The 15,448-nt window shown below is 64.7% G+C and carries 16 protein-coding genes and 3 tRNA genes; 7 read left to right on the top strand and 12 right to left on the bottom strand.

What is annotated here, in order from left to right; genetic code table 11:
* The first annotated feature begins 96 nt into the window (after window positions 1–96).
* The gene (gene purE, locus N0D28_RS12920) at window positions 97–582 is read left to right on the top strand and encodes a 5-(carboxyamino)imidazole ribonucleotide mutase (protein ID WP_260561904.1); all 486 of its coding nucleotides are present in this window, start codon (window positions 97–99) and stop codon (window positions 580–582) included.
* On the top strand, window positions 579–1,691 hold the full coding sequence (purK, locus tag N0D28_RS12915; RefSeq protein ID WP_260559905.1) for a 5-(carboxyamino)imidazole ribonucleotide synthase: 1,113 nt from the start codon (window positions 579–581) through the stop codon (window positions 1,689–1,691). Before purE ends, purK begins: the two co-directional genes overlap by 4 nt.
* Before the next feature lie 61 nt (window positions 1,692–1,752).
* Here purK and tig read toward each other — a convergent pair whose 3' ends face one another.
* The 4 genes from tig to N0D28_RS12895 all read right to left on the bottom strand — a co-directional run bounded on the left by tig (window position 1,753) and on the right by N0D28_RS12895 (window position 4,133).
* A complete protein-coding gene (tig, locus tag N0D28_RS12910; RefSeq protein ID WP_260559904.1) occupies window positions 1,753–3,141 on the bottom strand; it encodes a trigger factor in 1,389 nt (462 codons plus the stop codon).
* Window positions 3,142–3,245: 104 nt separating this feature from the next.
* Window positions 3,246–3,330, bottom strand: a tRNA-Leu gene (locus N0D28_RS12905).
* Between the two features lie 77 nt (window positions 3,331–3,407).
* A tRNA-His gene (locus N0D28_RS12900) sits at window positions 3,408–3,484 on the bottom strand.
* Between the two features lie 103 nt (window positions 3,485–3,587).
* Window positions 3,588–4,133 carry a gamma-glutamylcyclotransferase family protein gene (locus tag N0D28_RS12895; RefSeq protein WP_260559903.1) on the bottom strand — a complete coding sequence of 182 codons (546 nt, stop codon included), beginning with the start codon at window positions 4,131–4,133 and terminating at the stop codon, window positions 3,588–3,590.
* Window positions 4,134–4,213: 80 nt separating this feature from the next.
* On the opposite strand from N0D28_RS12895, the gene N0D28_RS12890 reads away from it, so the two are divergent.
* Complete coding sequence (locus tag N0D28_RS12890) at window positions 4,214–5,434, top strand: S1C family serine protease (RefSeq protein ID WP_260559902.1); 1,221 nt, start codon at window positions 4,214–4,216, stop codon at window positions 5,432–5,434.
* Window positions 5,435–5,454: 20 nt separating this feature from the next.
* On the opposite strand, the gene N0D28_RS12885 is transcribed toward N0D28_RS12890, so the two are convergent.
* Both N0D28_RS12885 and N0D28_RS12880 read right to left on the bottom strand, forming a co-directional pair.
* Window positions 5,455–6,132 (bottom strand): DUF421 domain-containing protein, encoded by a 678-nt coding sequence (locus tag N0D28_RS12885; protein WP_260559901.1) that lies wholly within the window; start codon window positions 6,130–6,132, stop codon window positions 5,455–5,457.
* 36 nt (window positions 6,133–6,168) lie between these two features.
* Window positions 6,169–6,387: a hypothetical protein gene (locus N0D28_RS12880; protein ID WP_260559900.1), complete on the bottom strand. Its 219-nt coding sequence runs from the start codon at window positions 6,385–6,387 to the stop codon at window positions 6,169–6,171.
* Between the two features lie 54 nt (window positions 6,388–6,441).
* Between N0D28_RS12880 and N0D28_RS12875 the strand changes: the two genes are divergently transcribed.
* A complete protein-coding gene (locus tag N0D28_RS12875; RefSeq protein WP_312846409.1) occupies window positions 6,442–6,996 on the top strand; it encodes a 5-formyltetrahydrofolate cyclo-ligase in 555 nt (184 codons plus the stop codon).
* 40 nt (window positions 6,997–7,036) lie between these two features.
* Window positions 7,037–7,112, top strand: a tRNA-Lys gene (locus tag N0D28_RS12870).
* 74 nt (window positions 7,113–7,186) lie between these two features.
* Here the strand turns inward: N0D28_RS12870 and N0D28_RS12865 are convergent.
* Window positions 7,187–7,369, bottom strand: coding sequence for a hypothetical protein (locus N0D28_RS12865; RefSeq protein ID WP_260559899.1), 183 nt, complete (start codon window positions 7,367–7,369; stop codon window positions 7,187–7,189).
* A 214-nt stretch (window positions 7,370–7,583) separates the two neighbouring features.
* Between N0D28_RS12865 and N0D28_RS12860 the strand changes: the two genes are divergently transcribed.
* Both N0D28_RS12860 and N0D28_RS12855 read left to right on the top strand, forming a co-directional pair.
* A complete protein-coding gene (locus N0D28_RS12860; protein ID WP_260559898.1) occupies window positions 7,584–8,930 on the top strand; it encodes a S8 family peptidase in 1,347 nt (448 codons plus the stop codon).
* 185 nt (window positions 8,931–9,115) lie between these two features.
* Window positions 9,116–11,752 carry a tetratricopeptide repeat protein gene (locus tag N0D28_RS12855; protein WP_260559897.1) on the top strand — a complete coding sequence of 879 codons (2,637 nt, stop codon included), beginning with the start codon at window positions 9,116–9,118 and terminating at the stop codon, window positions 11,750–11,752.
* Here the strand turns inward: N0D28_RS12855 and N0D28_RS12850 are convergent.
* The 5 genes from N0D28_RS12850 to N0D28_RS12830 form a co-directional block, all read right to left on the bottom strand.
* Complete coding sequence (locus N0D28_RS12850; RefSeq protein WP_260559896.1) at window positions 11,680–11,904, bottom strand: DUF4242 domain-containing protein; 225 nt, start codon at window positions 11,902–11,904, stop codon at window positions 11,680–11,682. The genes N0D28_RS12855 and N0D28_RS12850 overlap by 73 nt on opposite strands.
* Before the next feature lie 56 nt (window positions 11,905–11,960).
* Window positions 11,961–13,100, bottom strand: coding sequence for an RNA-guided endonuclease InsQ/TnpB family protein (locus N0D28_RS12845; protein WP_260559607.1), 1,140 nt, complete (start codon window positions 13,098–13,100; stop codon window positions 11,961–11,963).
* Window positions 13,101–13,104: 4 nt separating this feature from the next.
* Window positions 13,105–13,524, bottom strand: a complete 420-nt coding sequence (gene tnpA / locus N0D28_RS12840; RefSeq protein WP_446681960.1) for an IS200/IS605 family transposase — start codon at window positions 13,522–13,524, stop codon at window positions 13,105–13,107.
* 370 nt (window positions 13,525–13,894) lie between these two features.
* Window positions 13,895–14,695, bottom strand: coding sequence for a class I SAM-dependent methyltransferase (locus N0D28_RS12835; RefSeq protein WP_260559894.1), 801 nt, complete (start codon window positions 14,693–14,695; stop codon window positions 13,895–13,897).
* A 213-nt stretch (window positions 14,696–14,908) separates the two neighbouring features.
* Window positions 14,909–15,343 (bottom strand): cupin domain-containing protein, encoded by a 435-nt coding sequence (locus tag N0D28_RS12830; RefSeq protein ID WP_260559893.1) that lies wholly within the window; start codon window positions 15,341–15,343, stop codon window positions 14,909–14,911.
* Window positions 15,344–15,448 lie beyond the last annotated feature (105 nt).

The raw sequence follows: 15,448 nt of genomic DNA, 5'->3' as shown, positions 1-15,448 counted from the left end.
GAGATCGGGAGATCGCCCGGTGGCCCGGCCCGCTAAACTGGCTGAGTGACGGTTTCCTTGACAGCTTCCTCAGAACAACTTCAAGTCGGCGTGGTGATGGGCAGCCGCAGCGACTTCGACACCGTGAGTGGCGCGCTGACTGTGCTCAAGCAGCTCAAAGTCGCCTACGAGGTGCGGGTGCTCTCGGCCCACCGCACGCCGCAGCTTCTCTCCAGCTACGCGGCGCGGGCCGAGCAGCTGAACTTCTCGGCCATCATCGCGGCAGCGGGCGGGGCGGCCCACTTGCCCGGCATGCTGGCGGCCTACGGGCGGGTGCCGGTGCTGGGCGTGCCGGTGCAGAGTAGGGCGCTCAGCGGCCAGGACTCGCTGCTGAGCATCGTCCAGATGCCTGCCGGGATTCCGGTGGCGACCTTTGCCATCGGCCCGGCAGGAGCCAGAAATGCGGCCCTGTTTGCTGCCGCCATGATCGCCACCACCGACGCGGCCATGCGCGAGCGCCTCGACGCCTTCCGCGCTGCCCAGACCCAGGCTGTGCTGGACGATCCGTACTTCGAGGATGAGCCGCAGGCGGGCGAGGCGTGAGCGCGCCGTTCCCGGTGGCCACCCTGGGCATTCTGGGCGGCGGCCAATTGGCCCAGATGCTGGCGCTGGCGGCCCTGCCGTTGGGCGTGCGGGTGGTGGTGCTGGAACCTGATCCACACGCCCCAGCCCGCGTGTGTGCCGAGCACATTCAGGCCCCCTACACCGACGCAGCGGGGTTGGAGCGCCTGGCGCAATGCGACGCCGTCACGCTGGAATTCGAGAACGTGCCGCTGGCGGCGCTGGCCCAATTGGAGGGCCGGGTGCCGGTGAGGCCTGCCGGGTCGCTGCTGAATTTCAGCAAGCACCGCGCCCGTGAGAAGGAGGCGCTGCACGCGGCGGGTGCCGGAACCGCTTCCTTTGTGGTCATCGAAACCGAGGCTGATCTGCCCGGCGCGCTGGAACGGATCGGCGGGCGCGGCGTGCTCAAGACTGCCGAACTCGGCTATGACGGCAAGGGCCAGGTGCGCATCGGGGCGCAGGCCGAACTCAGTGTGGCCTGGGGCGAGTTGGGCCGGGTGCCCTGTGTGCTGGAAGGCTGGGTCGACTTTGTCCGCGAGGTCAGCCTGGGTGTGGCGCGCACAGTGGGCGGCGGGCTGGCGTTCGGCGGCCTGACCGAGAATGTCCACCGGGACGGTATTCTGCGCCGCAGCCTGTACCTGCCGAACGATCCTGCTGAGGTGCAGGCCCGTGCCCTGGCCCGTCAGGTGGCCGAGGGCTGGAACCTGGAAGGGCTGCTGACCCTGGAGTTCTTCGAGCTGCCTGGCGGTGAGCTGCTGGTCAACGAGGTCGCGCCCCGCGTTCACAACAGCGGCCACCTGACCCAGGACGGCGGCGGCGTCAGCCAGTTTGAGGCGCAGGTGCGGGCGGCGCTCGGCTGGCCTCTGCCAGACTTCACGCCGAAACTGCCCTGTGCCATGGTCAATATTCTCGGCTGGCCAGCGGATCAGGAACCCGACTGGCAAGGCATTCTGAAGCTGGAGGGCGCGAGGCTGCACCTTTACGGCAAGGCCCACAAGCCGGGGCGTAAGCTAGGGCACGTCAATCTGGTGGCGCAGGACGAGGCGGCACTCAGGGCCAGGCTGGGGGAGTTGGAAGCGCTGATTCCCTGAGCCACATAAAACGAAAAGGGGGAGAAGTCGCTCTGGACTTCTCCCCCTTTCATTACTGGAATTACTCGCTCTTCGTTTCCTCGTCCTGAGCCTGCTCGCCTGATTCACTCTGAGCAGCTTCGGCGCGCTCGTCGCTGGCCGACTCAGTCTGGGCGGCCTCGGGCTGGGCCTCGCTGGTCTGGGTCTCTGCGGCTTCTGGGCTGGCCGCTTCCGGCTTGGGCGCGAGCTGGGCGAGGGCCTGGGTCAGCGCCTTCTCGCGCACGATGCTGGCGTAGTAGCTGTTGAGGCCGTCCGGCCCGAGCTGGGTGCGCAGCTGCTGGGCGGTCAGCTCGTTGGCCTGGGCCAGCGCCATCATGGTCTGGTTGAATTCCTGGTCGCTGACGTTGACCTGCATGTCTTCGGCGAGCTGCTCCAGCGCCAGATCACGGCGTACCCGAGTCTCGGCGTTCTTGTCGAGGTCGGCCATGAATTCGTCGAGCTTGCCCTGCTCCTGCATGAAGCTCTCGTACTCGCCCCACTTGACGCCCTGGCGCGAGAGGTCACTCTGAATTTCTTCCATCATGGCGTCGCGGCGGCGCTTGAGCAGCGCTTTGGGAATGGTGGTGTCCATCCCGGCGACAAGCTGCTCGATGAACTCCTCGCGGCGGGCCGCCTCGCCTTCCTGCTGGGCGCGGCGGGTCAGCTCGGTTTTCAGGTCGGTTTGCAGACGGTCCAGGCTCTCGAAGTTGAGGCTCTTTGCAAACTCGTCGCCGAGTTCCTGGCGCTGCTTGTGGCGCACGTCCAGCACCTTGACCTCCACGGTGTGCTCGGGATGCTCGTGGTCGCCGTGCTGGTGGGCGGGCACGGTGATGCTCACCTCGTCACCCTTGCTCTTGCCGCTGAGGGCTGCCTGCACGTGGGGTTCGGCCACGTCGAGGTAGATCGGGTAGCTGCCGCCCTCCTCGCCGGTTTCCTCGATCATGATCATGTCGTTGCCCTCGGCGGGCCGCTCCACGCTCTCGAAGGTGGCGTTGCGGTCTTGCAGGTCACTGAGGGTGCGCGAAAGCACGTCATCGGTGATCTGCGGCGCGGCGGAGCTGAGCTGAGCGGCCTTCCAGTCACCGAGCTTGACCTCAGGGTAGGTCTCGCCCTTGACGCTGAAATCGAACGACTGGCCGTCTTTCAGGGTGGCTGGGTTGATCTCGGCGTCTACCAGGCTGAGTTTCAGCTCGCGGGCGGCCTGGGGGTAGTGGACTTGCAGCAGCCGGTCACGGACCTCGTTCTCGACGTAGTCCGCGCCGACCCGCTGCTCCAGCACCTTCTTGGGGGCCTTGCCAGGTCTGAAGCCCGGCACCCGCACGTCGCGCGACAGCCCGGCCCAGACCTGCTGGTAAGCGCGGCTGACCTCTGCGGCGGGAACCGACGCCTTGAATTCGACTTTGTTGCCCTCTCTACTCATCAGCTCTGCCATGGTCTCTCCCGTTGCGCCGTGCGCTCTTGCCCTGCGATTGCTTCCCCGCTTTCCCTGCTTCAGCGGCAAAAAGAACGGCCCCATCACAGGGCCGCCGTTTCTGCTGGTGCGAGGAAAGGGACTTGAACCCTCACATCTTTCGATACCAGATCCTAAATCTGGCGCGTCTACCAGTTTCGCCATCCCCGCGTGTGACTCACCGGCCTTGAGCCGACTTCCGTCAGCACGTGGGGCTTTCCCGGCGCAGCTCTGGACACCTGTGTAGTTGGGGTGGATTAGGGGACTTGAACCCCCGGCCTCCGCTTCCACAGAGCGGCGCTCTAACCAACTGAGCTAAACCCACCGTACCCACCGGACCGGCTCGGTCCAGCTTCCTGCCTTGCTCAGAGCCTGCGCTGTGAGCCTGACTATGCTAAAGAATCACTCTCCAGGTGTCAAGCGCCCATCTAGGAAAGCGCGCCGCCGTCTTCATCTTCCGGCGTCTCCCAGGTCTGCCGGGGGCCCTCAAGATGGCGCTCCGGCACGTCGGCCCAGCGGCCCGAGATCACCGGAACAAAGCCCGGCGCGTGCCTGCGATCAGTCCGGGCGTACAGGTACACCCAGCTCCGGGCCGGGCCGCCAGCAGTCTGCACCGTGACCAAGGCGCGCTCGTACAGCGGCGGTGAGAGGTGCAGGCCCTCCAGGTCGTCGAGGAAAGGGAGGGCAAGCGGCCAGCTCGCGGCGTCGTAGGTGTAGAGCCAGCCGTGAACCACGGCGCTGGCCTGCGCGTCGGTAAACAGCGCCGGGTAGCCCTCGGGCCGCAGATCGGCCAGCACCACGCCGCCGAGCTGGGCGATCTGCGCGTGGTAGGTACCGCCACGGCGGGCGACGGCTTCCCAGCGCTCGCCGGGCATCAGGGTGCCGTAGACGAAGACACTGGTGGGTTCGCGGCTGGGTTCGGAGCCGGTGGATTCGGAGCTGGCATCGGTCACGGGGGCGTCGGGCTGGCTCATGTCTCCAGGGTAGAGCGGGGCGGGGGCGCAACTGTCAGAATGACGCCCATTTCTCACCCCCTGACGGCGCAGAGTGGGGCATGTCGCCCGAACGATCTGATTCCGGTATGGCCCGGCTGGGAGCCAGGGTATGGCTCGGGCCCGTGCTGGCTCTCTCTTCTGTCGCCGCCGCGCAGGGCGCAGCCCCCCAGCTCAGCGCGCCGCCGACCTCGCCACTGCCCCGCCTGGCCGCCCCACCTGCCGGGGTCGACGCCGCGCCCAAGCCGCTGACCCAGAGCGAGCAAAAGAGCCTGGGCAGCATCTTCACCAAGTCCCGGCCCGGCAGCCTGCGTCTGGAGCAGTGTCCTGTCACCGGAAGCTGCGAGCCGCCCGATGGCGAGCCCGATGGCCTGGGCAGCGCCTTCGTCATCGAGTCGGGGGCGAATGGCACACTGGCACTGACGGCTTACCATGTGGTGTTCGGGGCCAAGAAGCTGGTCGCCGTGACACTTGACAAGACCCGCTACCCGGTAACGGTGCTGGGCTATGACGACGGGCACGACGTGGCCCTGCTCAGGATCAACGTTCCGACGGGGCGCACCCTGCCGGTGCTGCCGCTGGCTGCCGCCATGCCCAAGGTGGGCCAGAGTGCTTTGGCCATCGGCAACGGGGGCGGCGACTTTCTGGTTTCAAAAACTGGGCGGCTGACGGCGCTGAACGTGGCGGCCAGCCGTGCTGACTTCCCGCCAGGCACGCTCGAACTCACTGCGCCGCTGGTGCCGGGCGACAGCGGCGGCCCGATACTCAACGCGCAGGGCGAGGTGATGGGCATCGTGAGTTACATCAGCGCCATGCCCACGCCGTTCGGCATCGCCACCCGCTCCTCGTATGCCGTGCCGGTGACCAGAAACGCGCCGATTCTGGCCCAGCTCCGGGGCGGCCTCAAGGTGGACGCGCCAGTCATTGGCCTGCTCTCGTTCGGTGACATCGCCGATGAATATTTCGGGCCGCTGGGCCTGGGCAGCCTGCCCGGCGCGGTGTTCACCTCGGTCACCAAGGGCAGCCCCGCCGATCAGGCCGGACTGAGGCCGCTTAAGCCGCTTAAGACTGACCAGAACGGTACCCCCACCCGGCTCAGCGGCGACGTGATCACCGCCATCAACGGCCTGCGGATTCACAATTTCGACGAACTGCTCAGCGCGGTGCGGGCGCGGCGGGTGGGCGACGTAATCAAGCTCAGCGTGGTGCGCGACGGCAAACCGATTCCCGATCTGAGCCTCAAGCTGGGGCCGCGCACCCTCACGGCAGGTGAGCAGCCCTAACGTGGTGAAGGGGGTGTCGTCTACTTCTGGCCCAGCGGATCACTGACGGCAGGGGTGAAGCCCAGCGACTGGTCGCAGTCTGAGCAGCGTCCCGGCACCACTCCGCCCGCAGCCAGCGCGCCGCAACTCAGGCAAGCCAGTGGAGCGTTGTGAATCGTGCCGGGCGGGACGATGCTGGGCGGTTCCAGATCCCAGGGCGGCACAATCGGTAGGCCTGGCGGCGCTTTGCCGGACGGGTACGTGAACAGGCTGAGCTGGCCGTTTTGCTCGAAGTAGGCCCGCTGCACTTCGCCGAGTTGCCGGACGCTTTGGTTCCTGAGTGTCTCGCACACGTCTTCGCGACTGAGTTTGGCGTGTTCGAGTTCGGAAAGGCGCAGGCGGCCGCCGTGCACCAGTTCGCTGGGCCGTCCTTCGATCAGGGTTTCCATCCGCTCGCTGCGGCGAATCAGAAGCGCCATACCGTGTTGAAGGCCCACCACCAGGGCCATTACCAGCATGGCGTGCAGGAGCGGCACCTCGGGGTAGAACATCGGGTCGCCCACCGCCGAGCCGAGCGCGATGACGATGGCAAACTCGATGGCGCTGAGTTGCGCCAGACTGCGCCGCCCGGTGGCCCGCAGCAGCACGATCAGCCAGATGAACACCACCAGCGTCCGGAAAGCGATCTCCAGATAAAACAGTGGCGGCGCGTCGCCCACAAAGAGCCTGGCCCAATCGAAGAGGGGCGACGTCGTTCACGGCTGCTCCGGCCAGCCCCCGCGCAGATCCTCTTCGCTGAGCCCCAGCCCGGCCAGGATCTGCGGGCGAGGCCACCCGGTCAGGGCACTCAGCTCGGCGAATGCCTGCTCAAACGTCTCGGCATTGGCCTGGGCCTCAAGGGGACCGGATTGCCGGAGGACGAGCCACAGGGCATTGCGGCGCTCCAGAAAGGCACGGTTGGTTGCATGGGGCATGGGTCTATTTTAAGTTGAACCGCTGGGGTCGGCAGCGGTGTTAAGCTCTCGGGCGTGAACAGACCGCCGATGACCGCCTCCAAAGCGGAGTGGCGCACCTGGGCCAGGGCGCAGCGCGCCGAATTGCCCGACGTTTCGGCGCAGCTCTGCGCGCAGCTGCAAACTTTCCTGCAGGCGCGTGGTGCGGCAGTGGTACTGGCTTACCGGGCGCTGCCGGGCGAAGTCGATGTGTCGGCCCTGAGTGCTGACTTCACCCTGCTTGCCCCGCGCGCCCACTTCCGGCCCACGCCGCGCCTGACCCTGCACGCCTGGGAGAGCGCCACCGAGTTGAGCCGGTTTGGGGCGCTGGAGCCGCCGCTGGGCACCCCGGAAGTCGGGCGGGAGGCGGTGGACGCTGTGCTGCTGCCGGGCCTGGCCTTCGACACGGCAGGCGTGCGCCTGGGCTACGGCGGGGGCTTTTATGACCGGCTGCTGGCCGACTGGCTGGTCTGCACGGTGGGTGTGGTGGCCAATGCGTTGCTGATGCCTGCTCTGCCGCGCGAGGCCCACGATTTGCCGGTGCAGTGGCTGGCGAGTGAGACGGGGGTGCGCCGCTCCCAGCAGGCTTGACACCTTCCGAGGGAGTGCTTATACTCCCCTTCGCCCTCAAGGGCCGTTAGCTCAATTGGTAGAGCAGCTGACTCTTAATCAGCGGGTTGTAGGTTCGAGTCCTACACGGCCCACCATAGAAAAGCCTCGTCTCAGACGAGGCTTTTTGCATTCTGCTGAAGTGAGATTGAGGCGCTTTCAGACCGGAATGTCACTTCAGTGTCACTCCGCCCGCCTCAACGGCCGTTTTGGCTGCTGCCGCGCCCTGCGCTGCGCCGCGCGTCTTGATGGGCCGCAGGTCTGCCAGATCGAAGGCCTCCTCCTCCCACTGCTGATCGTTGAGGTGTGTAGACGCGCACGGTGAAGACCACGTCGGTGTGCCCGAGGCGGTCACTGCTTCTCTTTGGCGTCAGGCCATGCTGGAACATCAGCGAAGAGGACGAAGACATCGAAGACCGACCCAGTGTGAATTAATTAACACCGGAACCTCCACCTCATTTAAGTCCGCTGTTAGAGCCTGGCGGGGAAAGTAAAGGGTGCGCGCGTGGAGTGCTGTCGTTCCAGATTCTGGCAGACCACTTCAAATTCAGCGGGCACAGGAGGATGAAATGCATATCTTACAAAAAGTCTTTTGGGCGGGCCTGGGTCTGAGCACCATGCTGCTGCTGGGCGGCTGTGGTCAGTCAGGGGTCCAGGGGCTGAGCAAGGCGCAGGCGGTCAGGTACGAGTACAACACGTCCGTGTCGATTACCGCCAGCGACACGCAGGCCGCCGTCGAGCAGCGCTACGGTGCTACAGCGGTGGTCTGGCGACCCGACGCTGGATTTGCGGTGCTGGGCCTGCATCACAGGCCCCAAGGTGGGCAGCTTCAGGTACAAGATCTGAATGGAGCGGCACTCACGTATGTGGACAATCAGAACGTCTTTGGGGCCAGCGGCACGTCGAGCGCCTGGTCCGGGAAGGCGGTGCAACTCGACAGTGCGGGCCGGGCCTACGTCTGGAGCGGGGGCCGTGCCTACGTTTGGAGTGGAGGGCGTGCCCGTGTCTGGAGCGGTGGCAGCGGCACCGTGGGCGGTATTCCCGAAAACAGTGCAACTTGGGGCCGGATCGGTTTGCCCGCCGCCTGGGCCGCCGCGCCCAACCTGGGTGAGGGCGTGACGGTGGCGGTCATCGACACCGGTATCGACCTCCAGCACGAGATGTTCCAGGGTGCGCTGGTCGGTTCCCAGGACCAGTGGGATTTCGTCGGCAACGACGCAGTGCCGCAGGAAGAGGGCAGCTTCTCGGACGAAGGGTTCGGCCACGGCACCAATGTGGCGAGCATCGTCTTGCAGATCGCGCCGCACGCCAGGATCATGCCGCTGCGGGTGCTGGCCCCGGACGGCAGCGGCGACGAAACAGCGGTGGCGCAGGCCATCGACTTTGCTGTGTCTCACGGCGCAAACGTCATCAACCTGTCGCTCGGTTCCATCACCAAGTCGGACACGATCAAGAAGATGATCAATTACGCCGCCAGCAAAGGCGTCGCGGTCATCTCTTCGTCCGGCAACACCGGCGACGACCGCGTGACCTACCCGGCGCGGGACGCCAGCGGCAATTTCATGGTGGGCGTCGGCAGCGTCAATTCCAAAGACCTGAAGTCGGACTTTTCCACCTACGGCGATAAGGTCGGTGTGATGGCCCCCGGCGAGATGGTCTGGGGTCCGGTGCCGGGCAACCTCTTCTCATACTGGAGCGGCACCTCGATGGCCTCGCCGATGGTGGCGGGCAGCTTGGCGCTGGCGCTGGGCCAGCCACTCGCCAACAAAATCAAGCCGGAAAACCTGGTCGGCCTGATCCTCAAAACCGCCAGTGATATCAAGAACCTGAACGGAAGTTACGGCGCGAAGGTCAAATTGCGCTTGAACGTCGGCAGCTTCATTCAGGCAGCCACGCAACCCTCTTCGTCCAAGTAGTTCGGTTGAGGCTGCGCCGGTCACTGAGGCCGGTGGCAGGCTGAGTCCAGACAGCGGTCTTCACCATCTTGTTGCAGCGGGGGCATGGCCGGGCCGGGTCCGTCCCCGCTGCTGTTCGTCAACCAATCGGCGCTTCAGCTTTCGGCGCGTCGCCCCTGATTTCTTTCCGGCCCCGGAGTCCTGTTATGCAGCCACCCTTTGACGCCTTCGCTCAGCCGCCCAATTCCCCGACGGTGGACGCCCTGATCCATGCTGCCTCGGCGCTGCTGCCCATCAACCCCAAGCGCGCGCTGGACATGGCCCAGGAAGCGCTGGCGTTGGCCTGCGATCTGGCTTATCAGGCGGGGCAAGCGCAGGCCCATTTGCTGTGCGGGCAAACCCTGCACCGCATGGCTGAGCTTCAGGAGGCCGAAGGTCACCTCAACAGAGCCGTCACGTTGTTCACTGACCTCGGCGACACGGCGAAGCAGGCCCAGGCGCTGCTGGCCAGCGGCATGGTGCTGCGTGAACTCGGCGAGCCGGGTCAGGCCGGAGAAGCACTGACGCGGGCACTCAGCCTGAGTGAGCGAATGAAGGACCGCTCCATGCACGCCTCGGTCCTCAACCAGCAGGCCGCGCTCTCGCAAACCAGCGGCAATGCGAAGCTGGCCCTGGAGCAACTCGGCGGCGCACTCGAAATCCGCCGCCAGCTGGCCGACAACCTTGGCGCGGCGCAGTGTCTGAACAACATCGGGCAGGTTCACCTGAGCCGCCACGAACTGCCCACGGCCCTCCAGACGCTGACCGAGGCCTACGAGCTGCTCAAGACGGTCGATGACCCCAGCACCAGCGCCCACTGCCTGGTGAATATCGGCTTCGTTTACGAGGAAATGGGCGATCACCAGCTCAGCTACGACTACCACGCCAGGGCCCTCGAACTGGCGCGCGGACACGGCAACCACACCCTGGAGCTGTATTGCCTCAATAACCTCGCTGAAGCAGTCAGCAGCTTAAAGCGCCATCAGGAAGCCTGGGAGCTGTTTACCCAGGCACTGAGCATGTCTGAGCGCATCGGCATGCGCTACCTCAGTGGCTGCGCCCACCACGGTCTGGGCCGGGCGGCCACGGCCCTAGAGCGTCCTGGCGACGCTGTCACGCACCACCAGCAGGCACTGGACATCGCCGCTGAACTCGGTGAGGCCCAGAGCGAGATCGACGCCCTGCTGGGCCTGGGAGAAGCGTACCTGGCGCTGGAGCAGCCCATCAGGGCGCAAGAAGCCCTAGGGCGCGCCCTGCCCCTGGCGATAGATGCGGTGGCCCACAAGCAGGTGGCGCGCATCCGGGCGCTGCTGGCCCACAGCGCTCAGGCGGCGGGCGACTTTACGGGCGCACTGGATCACCTGTGGGCGCTGCGCGAACTCGAACAGTACCTGTTCAACGACGAGCGCGAACGCCACACCCGGCAACTCACTGTGCAGTTTGATGTGGAGCGTGCCCACCACGAAACGGCGGTGTCGAACCTGAAAACTGGGATCGCCCAGCAGGCCTATCAGGCGGCTGAACTCAAGGTCAGCGAGCAGACCCGGCGCTTGGCCCAGACACAAGTCGAGGTGGCGATCAGGCTGGCCAACGCCGCCGAGTACCGCGACGATGTGACCGGCGAACACACCCTGCGGGTCGGTCACGTTTCGGCGTTGCTGGCCCAGCAGCTGAATTTTCCTGCCGAAGACGTCGCGCTGCTGAGGGTAGCGGCGCGGCTGCACGACGTGGGGAAGATCGGCATTTCCGATTTGATTTTGCAAAAGCCCGCCAAGCTCACCGAAGAGGAATTCGAGACGATGAAGCGCCACACGACCATCGGCGGCCAGATTCTGGCGGGCGGCGTGTCGCCCCTTCTGCAAATGGCCGAGCAGATCGCTCTGGGCCACCATGAGCAGTGGAGTGGGCGTGGCTATCCCCAGGGCCTGAGCGGCGAGGCGATTGCCCCGGTGGCCCGCATCGTCGCCGTGGCTGACGTGTACGACGCGCTGCTCAACCCCCGCCCCTACAAATGCGCCTGGGAACTTGGCGAGGTGCTCGGCGAAATTCGCCAGCAACGCGGGCGGCACTTTCAGCCGGAAATTGTCGATGCCCTGCTGGCGCTGCACGCTTCAGGCGAGTTGCCGCTACGCACCCTGCGGCACGACGACACGCCGCTGCAAGATATCCTGATCAAAAGGAGTGCGGTGGAAACGCAGCCGGGCCAGGCTCCACTGCCAAGGAGCCGTGACGGTGCCGGGCACCTGCTGGAGCTGGAACATAAGTATCAGCAGGCCTGTCAGACCATCGACACCCTGAAGGTCGCGGCCTTTACCGACGCCCTGACGGGGCTGGCCAATCGCCGCGCCTTCGAGGACGAACTCCAGACTGAAATTCTGCACGCGGTCCGCCACCAGCACCCGCTGAGCGTGGTATCGATGGATGTCGACGGCCTCAAGGGGGTCAACGACCTCGAGGGCCATGACCGGGGAGATACGCTGCTGCGGCAGGTGGCGCTGGCGCTGCGCACCCACATCGGCTCGGTGGGCCGACTCTACCGCATCGGCGGCGACGAATTTGCCGTGGTGGTCGGCCACGTCGGTAAAGCGCAGCAAGCCAGCTTCCTCAAAAACTTGGAGCGGGTGGTTCGCACTGTTCAGCAGCAGGGGTTTCCTTCCACCAACATCAGCGCGGGCATCGCTTCGTTTCCGGAAGAAGCGGCCCTCGAAGGTGACCTGCTGCGCCTGAGTGATCAGCGGATGTACGCCTGCAAAGTCGCCCGCCGCCAGCACCGAGCAGCCACGGCTCCCCACCGCGTCAACTGAGCCGGGCAGGGACGATTGAACTTGGATACGTCGTTCGTGGTGGGCTGCTGACGCCCAACTGGAACAATGTAGATGCAGTGGACTGCATCATCCGTCACATAACTTTCGGCCCACTGCACGTTCTCGCCATCTCGCTGCATGCTCTCCAACACACGATTGGCGTTTTGCGAGGCCCCTCGCAGTTCCTCGCTAGTGATGACTCCCCGCTCTAAAGGGCGAGGCTTCTCTGGTCAGCAAGCGCCGGAGATTGCACGCTCTCGCAGAAGGCAGCATCCCTGCCCCGATTCAGGATATTCAAAGCGGCATGGACATCGCGGTGCATGTCCAGTCCGCAGTTGGCACACAGGTAGGCATGGCCGATTTTAATTTTCTGGCGATGCCCACACTGGTGACAGTCCTGACTCGTATATTTCGGGTCAACCCCGAGAACTCTCCGACCAGCGTTCGCAGCTTTGAGGGAGAGGATGTTGATGAAGCTGGCCCAACCCGCGTCCAGTACACCTTTGGCGGTACGGGAACGGGCCAGCCCGATGATGTTGAGGTCTTCGTGAAACACGGTGTCGTGGCGATTCACCAGAGTGCGGGCCGTCTTGTGGTGGAAGTCCCGGCGACGATTGGCGACCCGGCGATGCTCAGCAGCGACCTGACGCTTCAGCGCCTTGTGGCGGCGGCTGCCCCGCTTCCTCTTGCTGGCGGCCCGCTGAAGCAGGCCAATTTTGCGCTCCGACTTCTTGAAGTGACGGGGAGCCGGAACGAACTCGCCGTCCGACGTGATGAGGAAGTTTGGATTCGTGCCGAGGTCAATCCCAATCACGTCACCCGTCGCGGGGAGGGGTGCAGCTTCGACCTCGCAGGCAAACACGATGAACCACTTGTCACCCTCCCGCTTGACGGTGGCCGTCTTGACCTGCCCTTCAAGCGGACGGTGGAACGTGCAGCGCACGTTCCCAATCTTGGAGAGGTCGACCTTCCCAGAATCTTCCAGGGGCATCGCCCCCGTCTTACCCGCTTGCGGGTAAGTAAAGGAGTCGTAGTGGTTGCGCCCTTTGAACCTCGGATACCCGGCAGTCTGTTTTGCCTTGACCCGCCGAAAGAATCCCTTGAAGGATTTGTCCAGCCGCTCTATGACGTCCTGCAACACCTGGGAGTGGATTCCCTTGTACTCCGGCAGGTCGGCCTTGATTTCAGTCAGGGCGCGTTTCTGTTCGTAGTAGCGGACCGAGACGCCGCTTTTCTTGTAGGCTCCCCTGCGTTCCTCAAGGGCCGCGTTGTACAACTGGCGGCACAGGTACAGCGTGGTATCCAACGCCTTCTCCTGCGTGACGTTCGGGAAAAGCCTATATTTCATGGCCTTAAACCCCATCGTCTTCCACCTGCCCTTTGCGCTGCCCTTCGATGTACCGCTGAATCACCTCGGCGGAGATGTTGCCCGCCGACCCGACGTAGTAGGCATTCGTCCACAGGTGGCCGCGCCGCTTCAGCTCGGGGAACTCCTGAAGGAGAAGCCGAGCTGAGACGCCCTTCAGAATCTTGGCGATGTCGGACGGTGCCCATTTCGGCGGGCAGGACACGAACACATGCACGTGGTCCGGCATGACCTCCATGCCCCAGATGAGCCAATCCCGTTCAGCGCAGGTAGCCGTGAAAATCTCCATCAGGCGGTCACGGGACGGGCCGAAGAACGAACGACGGCGGTACTTCGGCGTGAACACCAGATGGTAGTTCAAATTGAAGTGTGCATGTCGTGTTGAACGCTCTTGGGCCATATGCACATGGTAGCAGATAAACCACTAGATTTCTAGCCCGTGCGGTGCTTTAGCTTTGCGGCACCTGCGGTGCCGAGGGCTTATATCCCCGCCCTGAAGGACGGGGGATGATGCCCTTTTCTCTAAGTTTTCCGGCACCTGGAATCTCCTGTTCGATCAGATATTTCGGCATCCACTCTCCCGCGACTAGGAAGGCTTCGGCCGGATGCGCCATAAACTCGTGCGGTGGGCAAGCGCCCAGGATACGTCCATCGCAGTCCGTGTCTCCGGAAATCAGGAGCGAATTTACTCCCGTGATGCAGGCCGGGTATCTCGCTGTTACACCACACATGGGAGCCACTACACCTGTCAACTTCCCTCACTGAGTGAGTAAGGGTCAGGCCCGCGCCGTCAGACAGCGGAAGCTGGCCCCGATGGTGTAGCTGCCGTCTGGCTGGCGATACGGCTCCATCGCCCGGCTGATGGCTGTCTGGACTGCTTCCTCACCGGAGTGGTTGATGGCCCGCACCGCGACCCCGGCCGAAAGTTGCGCGCGCAGGGCCGTGGAGAGGTTGGCGTAGTGCCACAGCAAAGGTACGTCGAAGACCTCCAGCGGTTCCAGACCTGCGCCAGTCGCAAATGCCCGCAGGGCCACCTCGTCCGAGAGGGCAAACGGGCCGGGTGCACCGGGGGGCGGGGGCGGCAGCAGCGGCCCGAACGTCCTGACCACTGAGGCTGCCTCCATCTCTTCCGGCTCGCCCCAGGTCATGATCAGCACCTGGCCGCCCGGTCTGGTGACCCGCTTCGCCTCGCCCAGCGCGATGCCTGGGTTTCCGGCGTACTGGAACGAGTTGAATCCGGTCACCAGATCGAAACGGTCATCCGCGTAGGGCAGGACTTCAAGGTCGCCCTCCAGGAATTCGGCGGTCGGCACCCGTTCCTGAGCAATCGCCAGCATGTTGGGTGAGGCGTCGAGACCCCGAACCGACGCGCCCCGTTCGGCGGCGAGCTGCGCGGCCATCCCGGCACCGCATCCCACGTCAAGGTGGTCGCACCCTGCTGACAAGCCGAGGCGCTCGTAGGCGGCCAGATACACGGGTCGGCACTGGCCTTCCTGAAGGTCGGCCCAGTCCCGTGCCCGGCTGCCCCAGAGCGGGGCGTTGACGGCGGCGGTGCGAGGTCTCGGTTCACTGGTCATACATGCCTCCACCTTCTGGCGAGCGTGTGCTTCTTGCAGCTGTGTGCGGCCCTCAGTTGGACGGCGGTGTGGGTGCCTGGCGCGGCGGCAGACGAAGGGCAGGGAAGGCCCCGAAGCTCAGGTCTTCCCTGCCGACATGTCCTCTGAACCCAGATGAAGGCAGCACCACCGCTGAATGTCGTTTCTACAGCAGCCCGTCTTGCCAGGAGCCGCTCATTTGACCGGAGTGACCAACTCAGCTCCGTCGAGCAGCAGAAACGCCGACACGTAAGTCGCAGGCAGCGTGGTCATGTTGCAAAAGTTGTGGACGTCCCCTGCCGGGTAGATGTAGGCCTCACCCGCCTTGTACGTCTTGCTGGTGGCCGGAGTGGTGGCTGTGGCCTGCGTTTGCACGACGATTTCTCCACTCAGCACGGTCTCGATGCCCGGCCCGCCGTGGACATGAAAGCCGGAGCAAACCCCTGGCGAAAACTCGAGATAGGATTGGTCGACCTGCACCGTGGCCGGAAGTGGCGGAGGCGTGAAGACGTTATTGTAGACAACCCGGAACCCAGGATCCGGTGCGGCTGGAGTCTGGGCCTGTGACGCTCCCAGCAGCAGACCCCCAATGCAGACGACGGCGCACAGACGCGTAAATGCTCCCCTCATGCTTTCCCCCTGGCAAGGCGTATTTGCCCTGCGAACCAGAAAATCCTCTGAACCCAGATGAAGGCGGCACCACCGCTGAATGTCGTCTCTACAGCGGCCCAGTTT

It is taken from the genome of Deinococcus rubellus (assembly GCF_025244745.1).
GTDB classification, from domain to species: domain Bacteria; phylum Deinococcota; class Deinococci; order Deinococcales; family Deinococcaceae; genus Deinococcus; species Deinococcus rubellus.
This window is presented reverse-complemented; position numbering and strand designations above follow the sequence as displayed.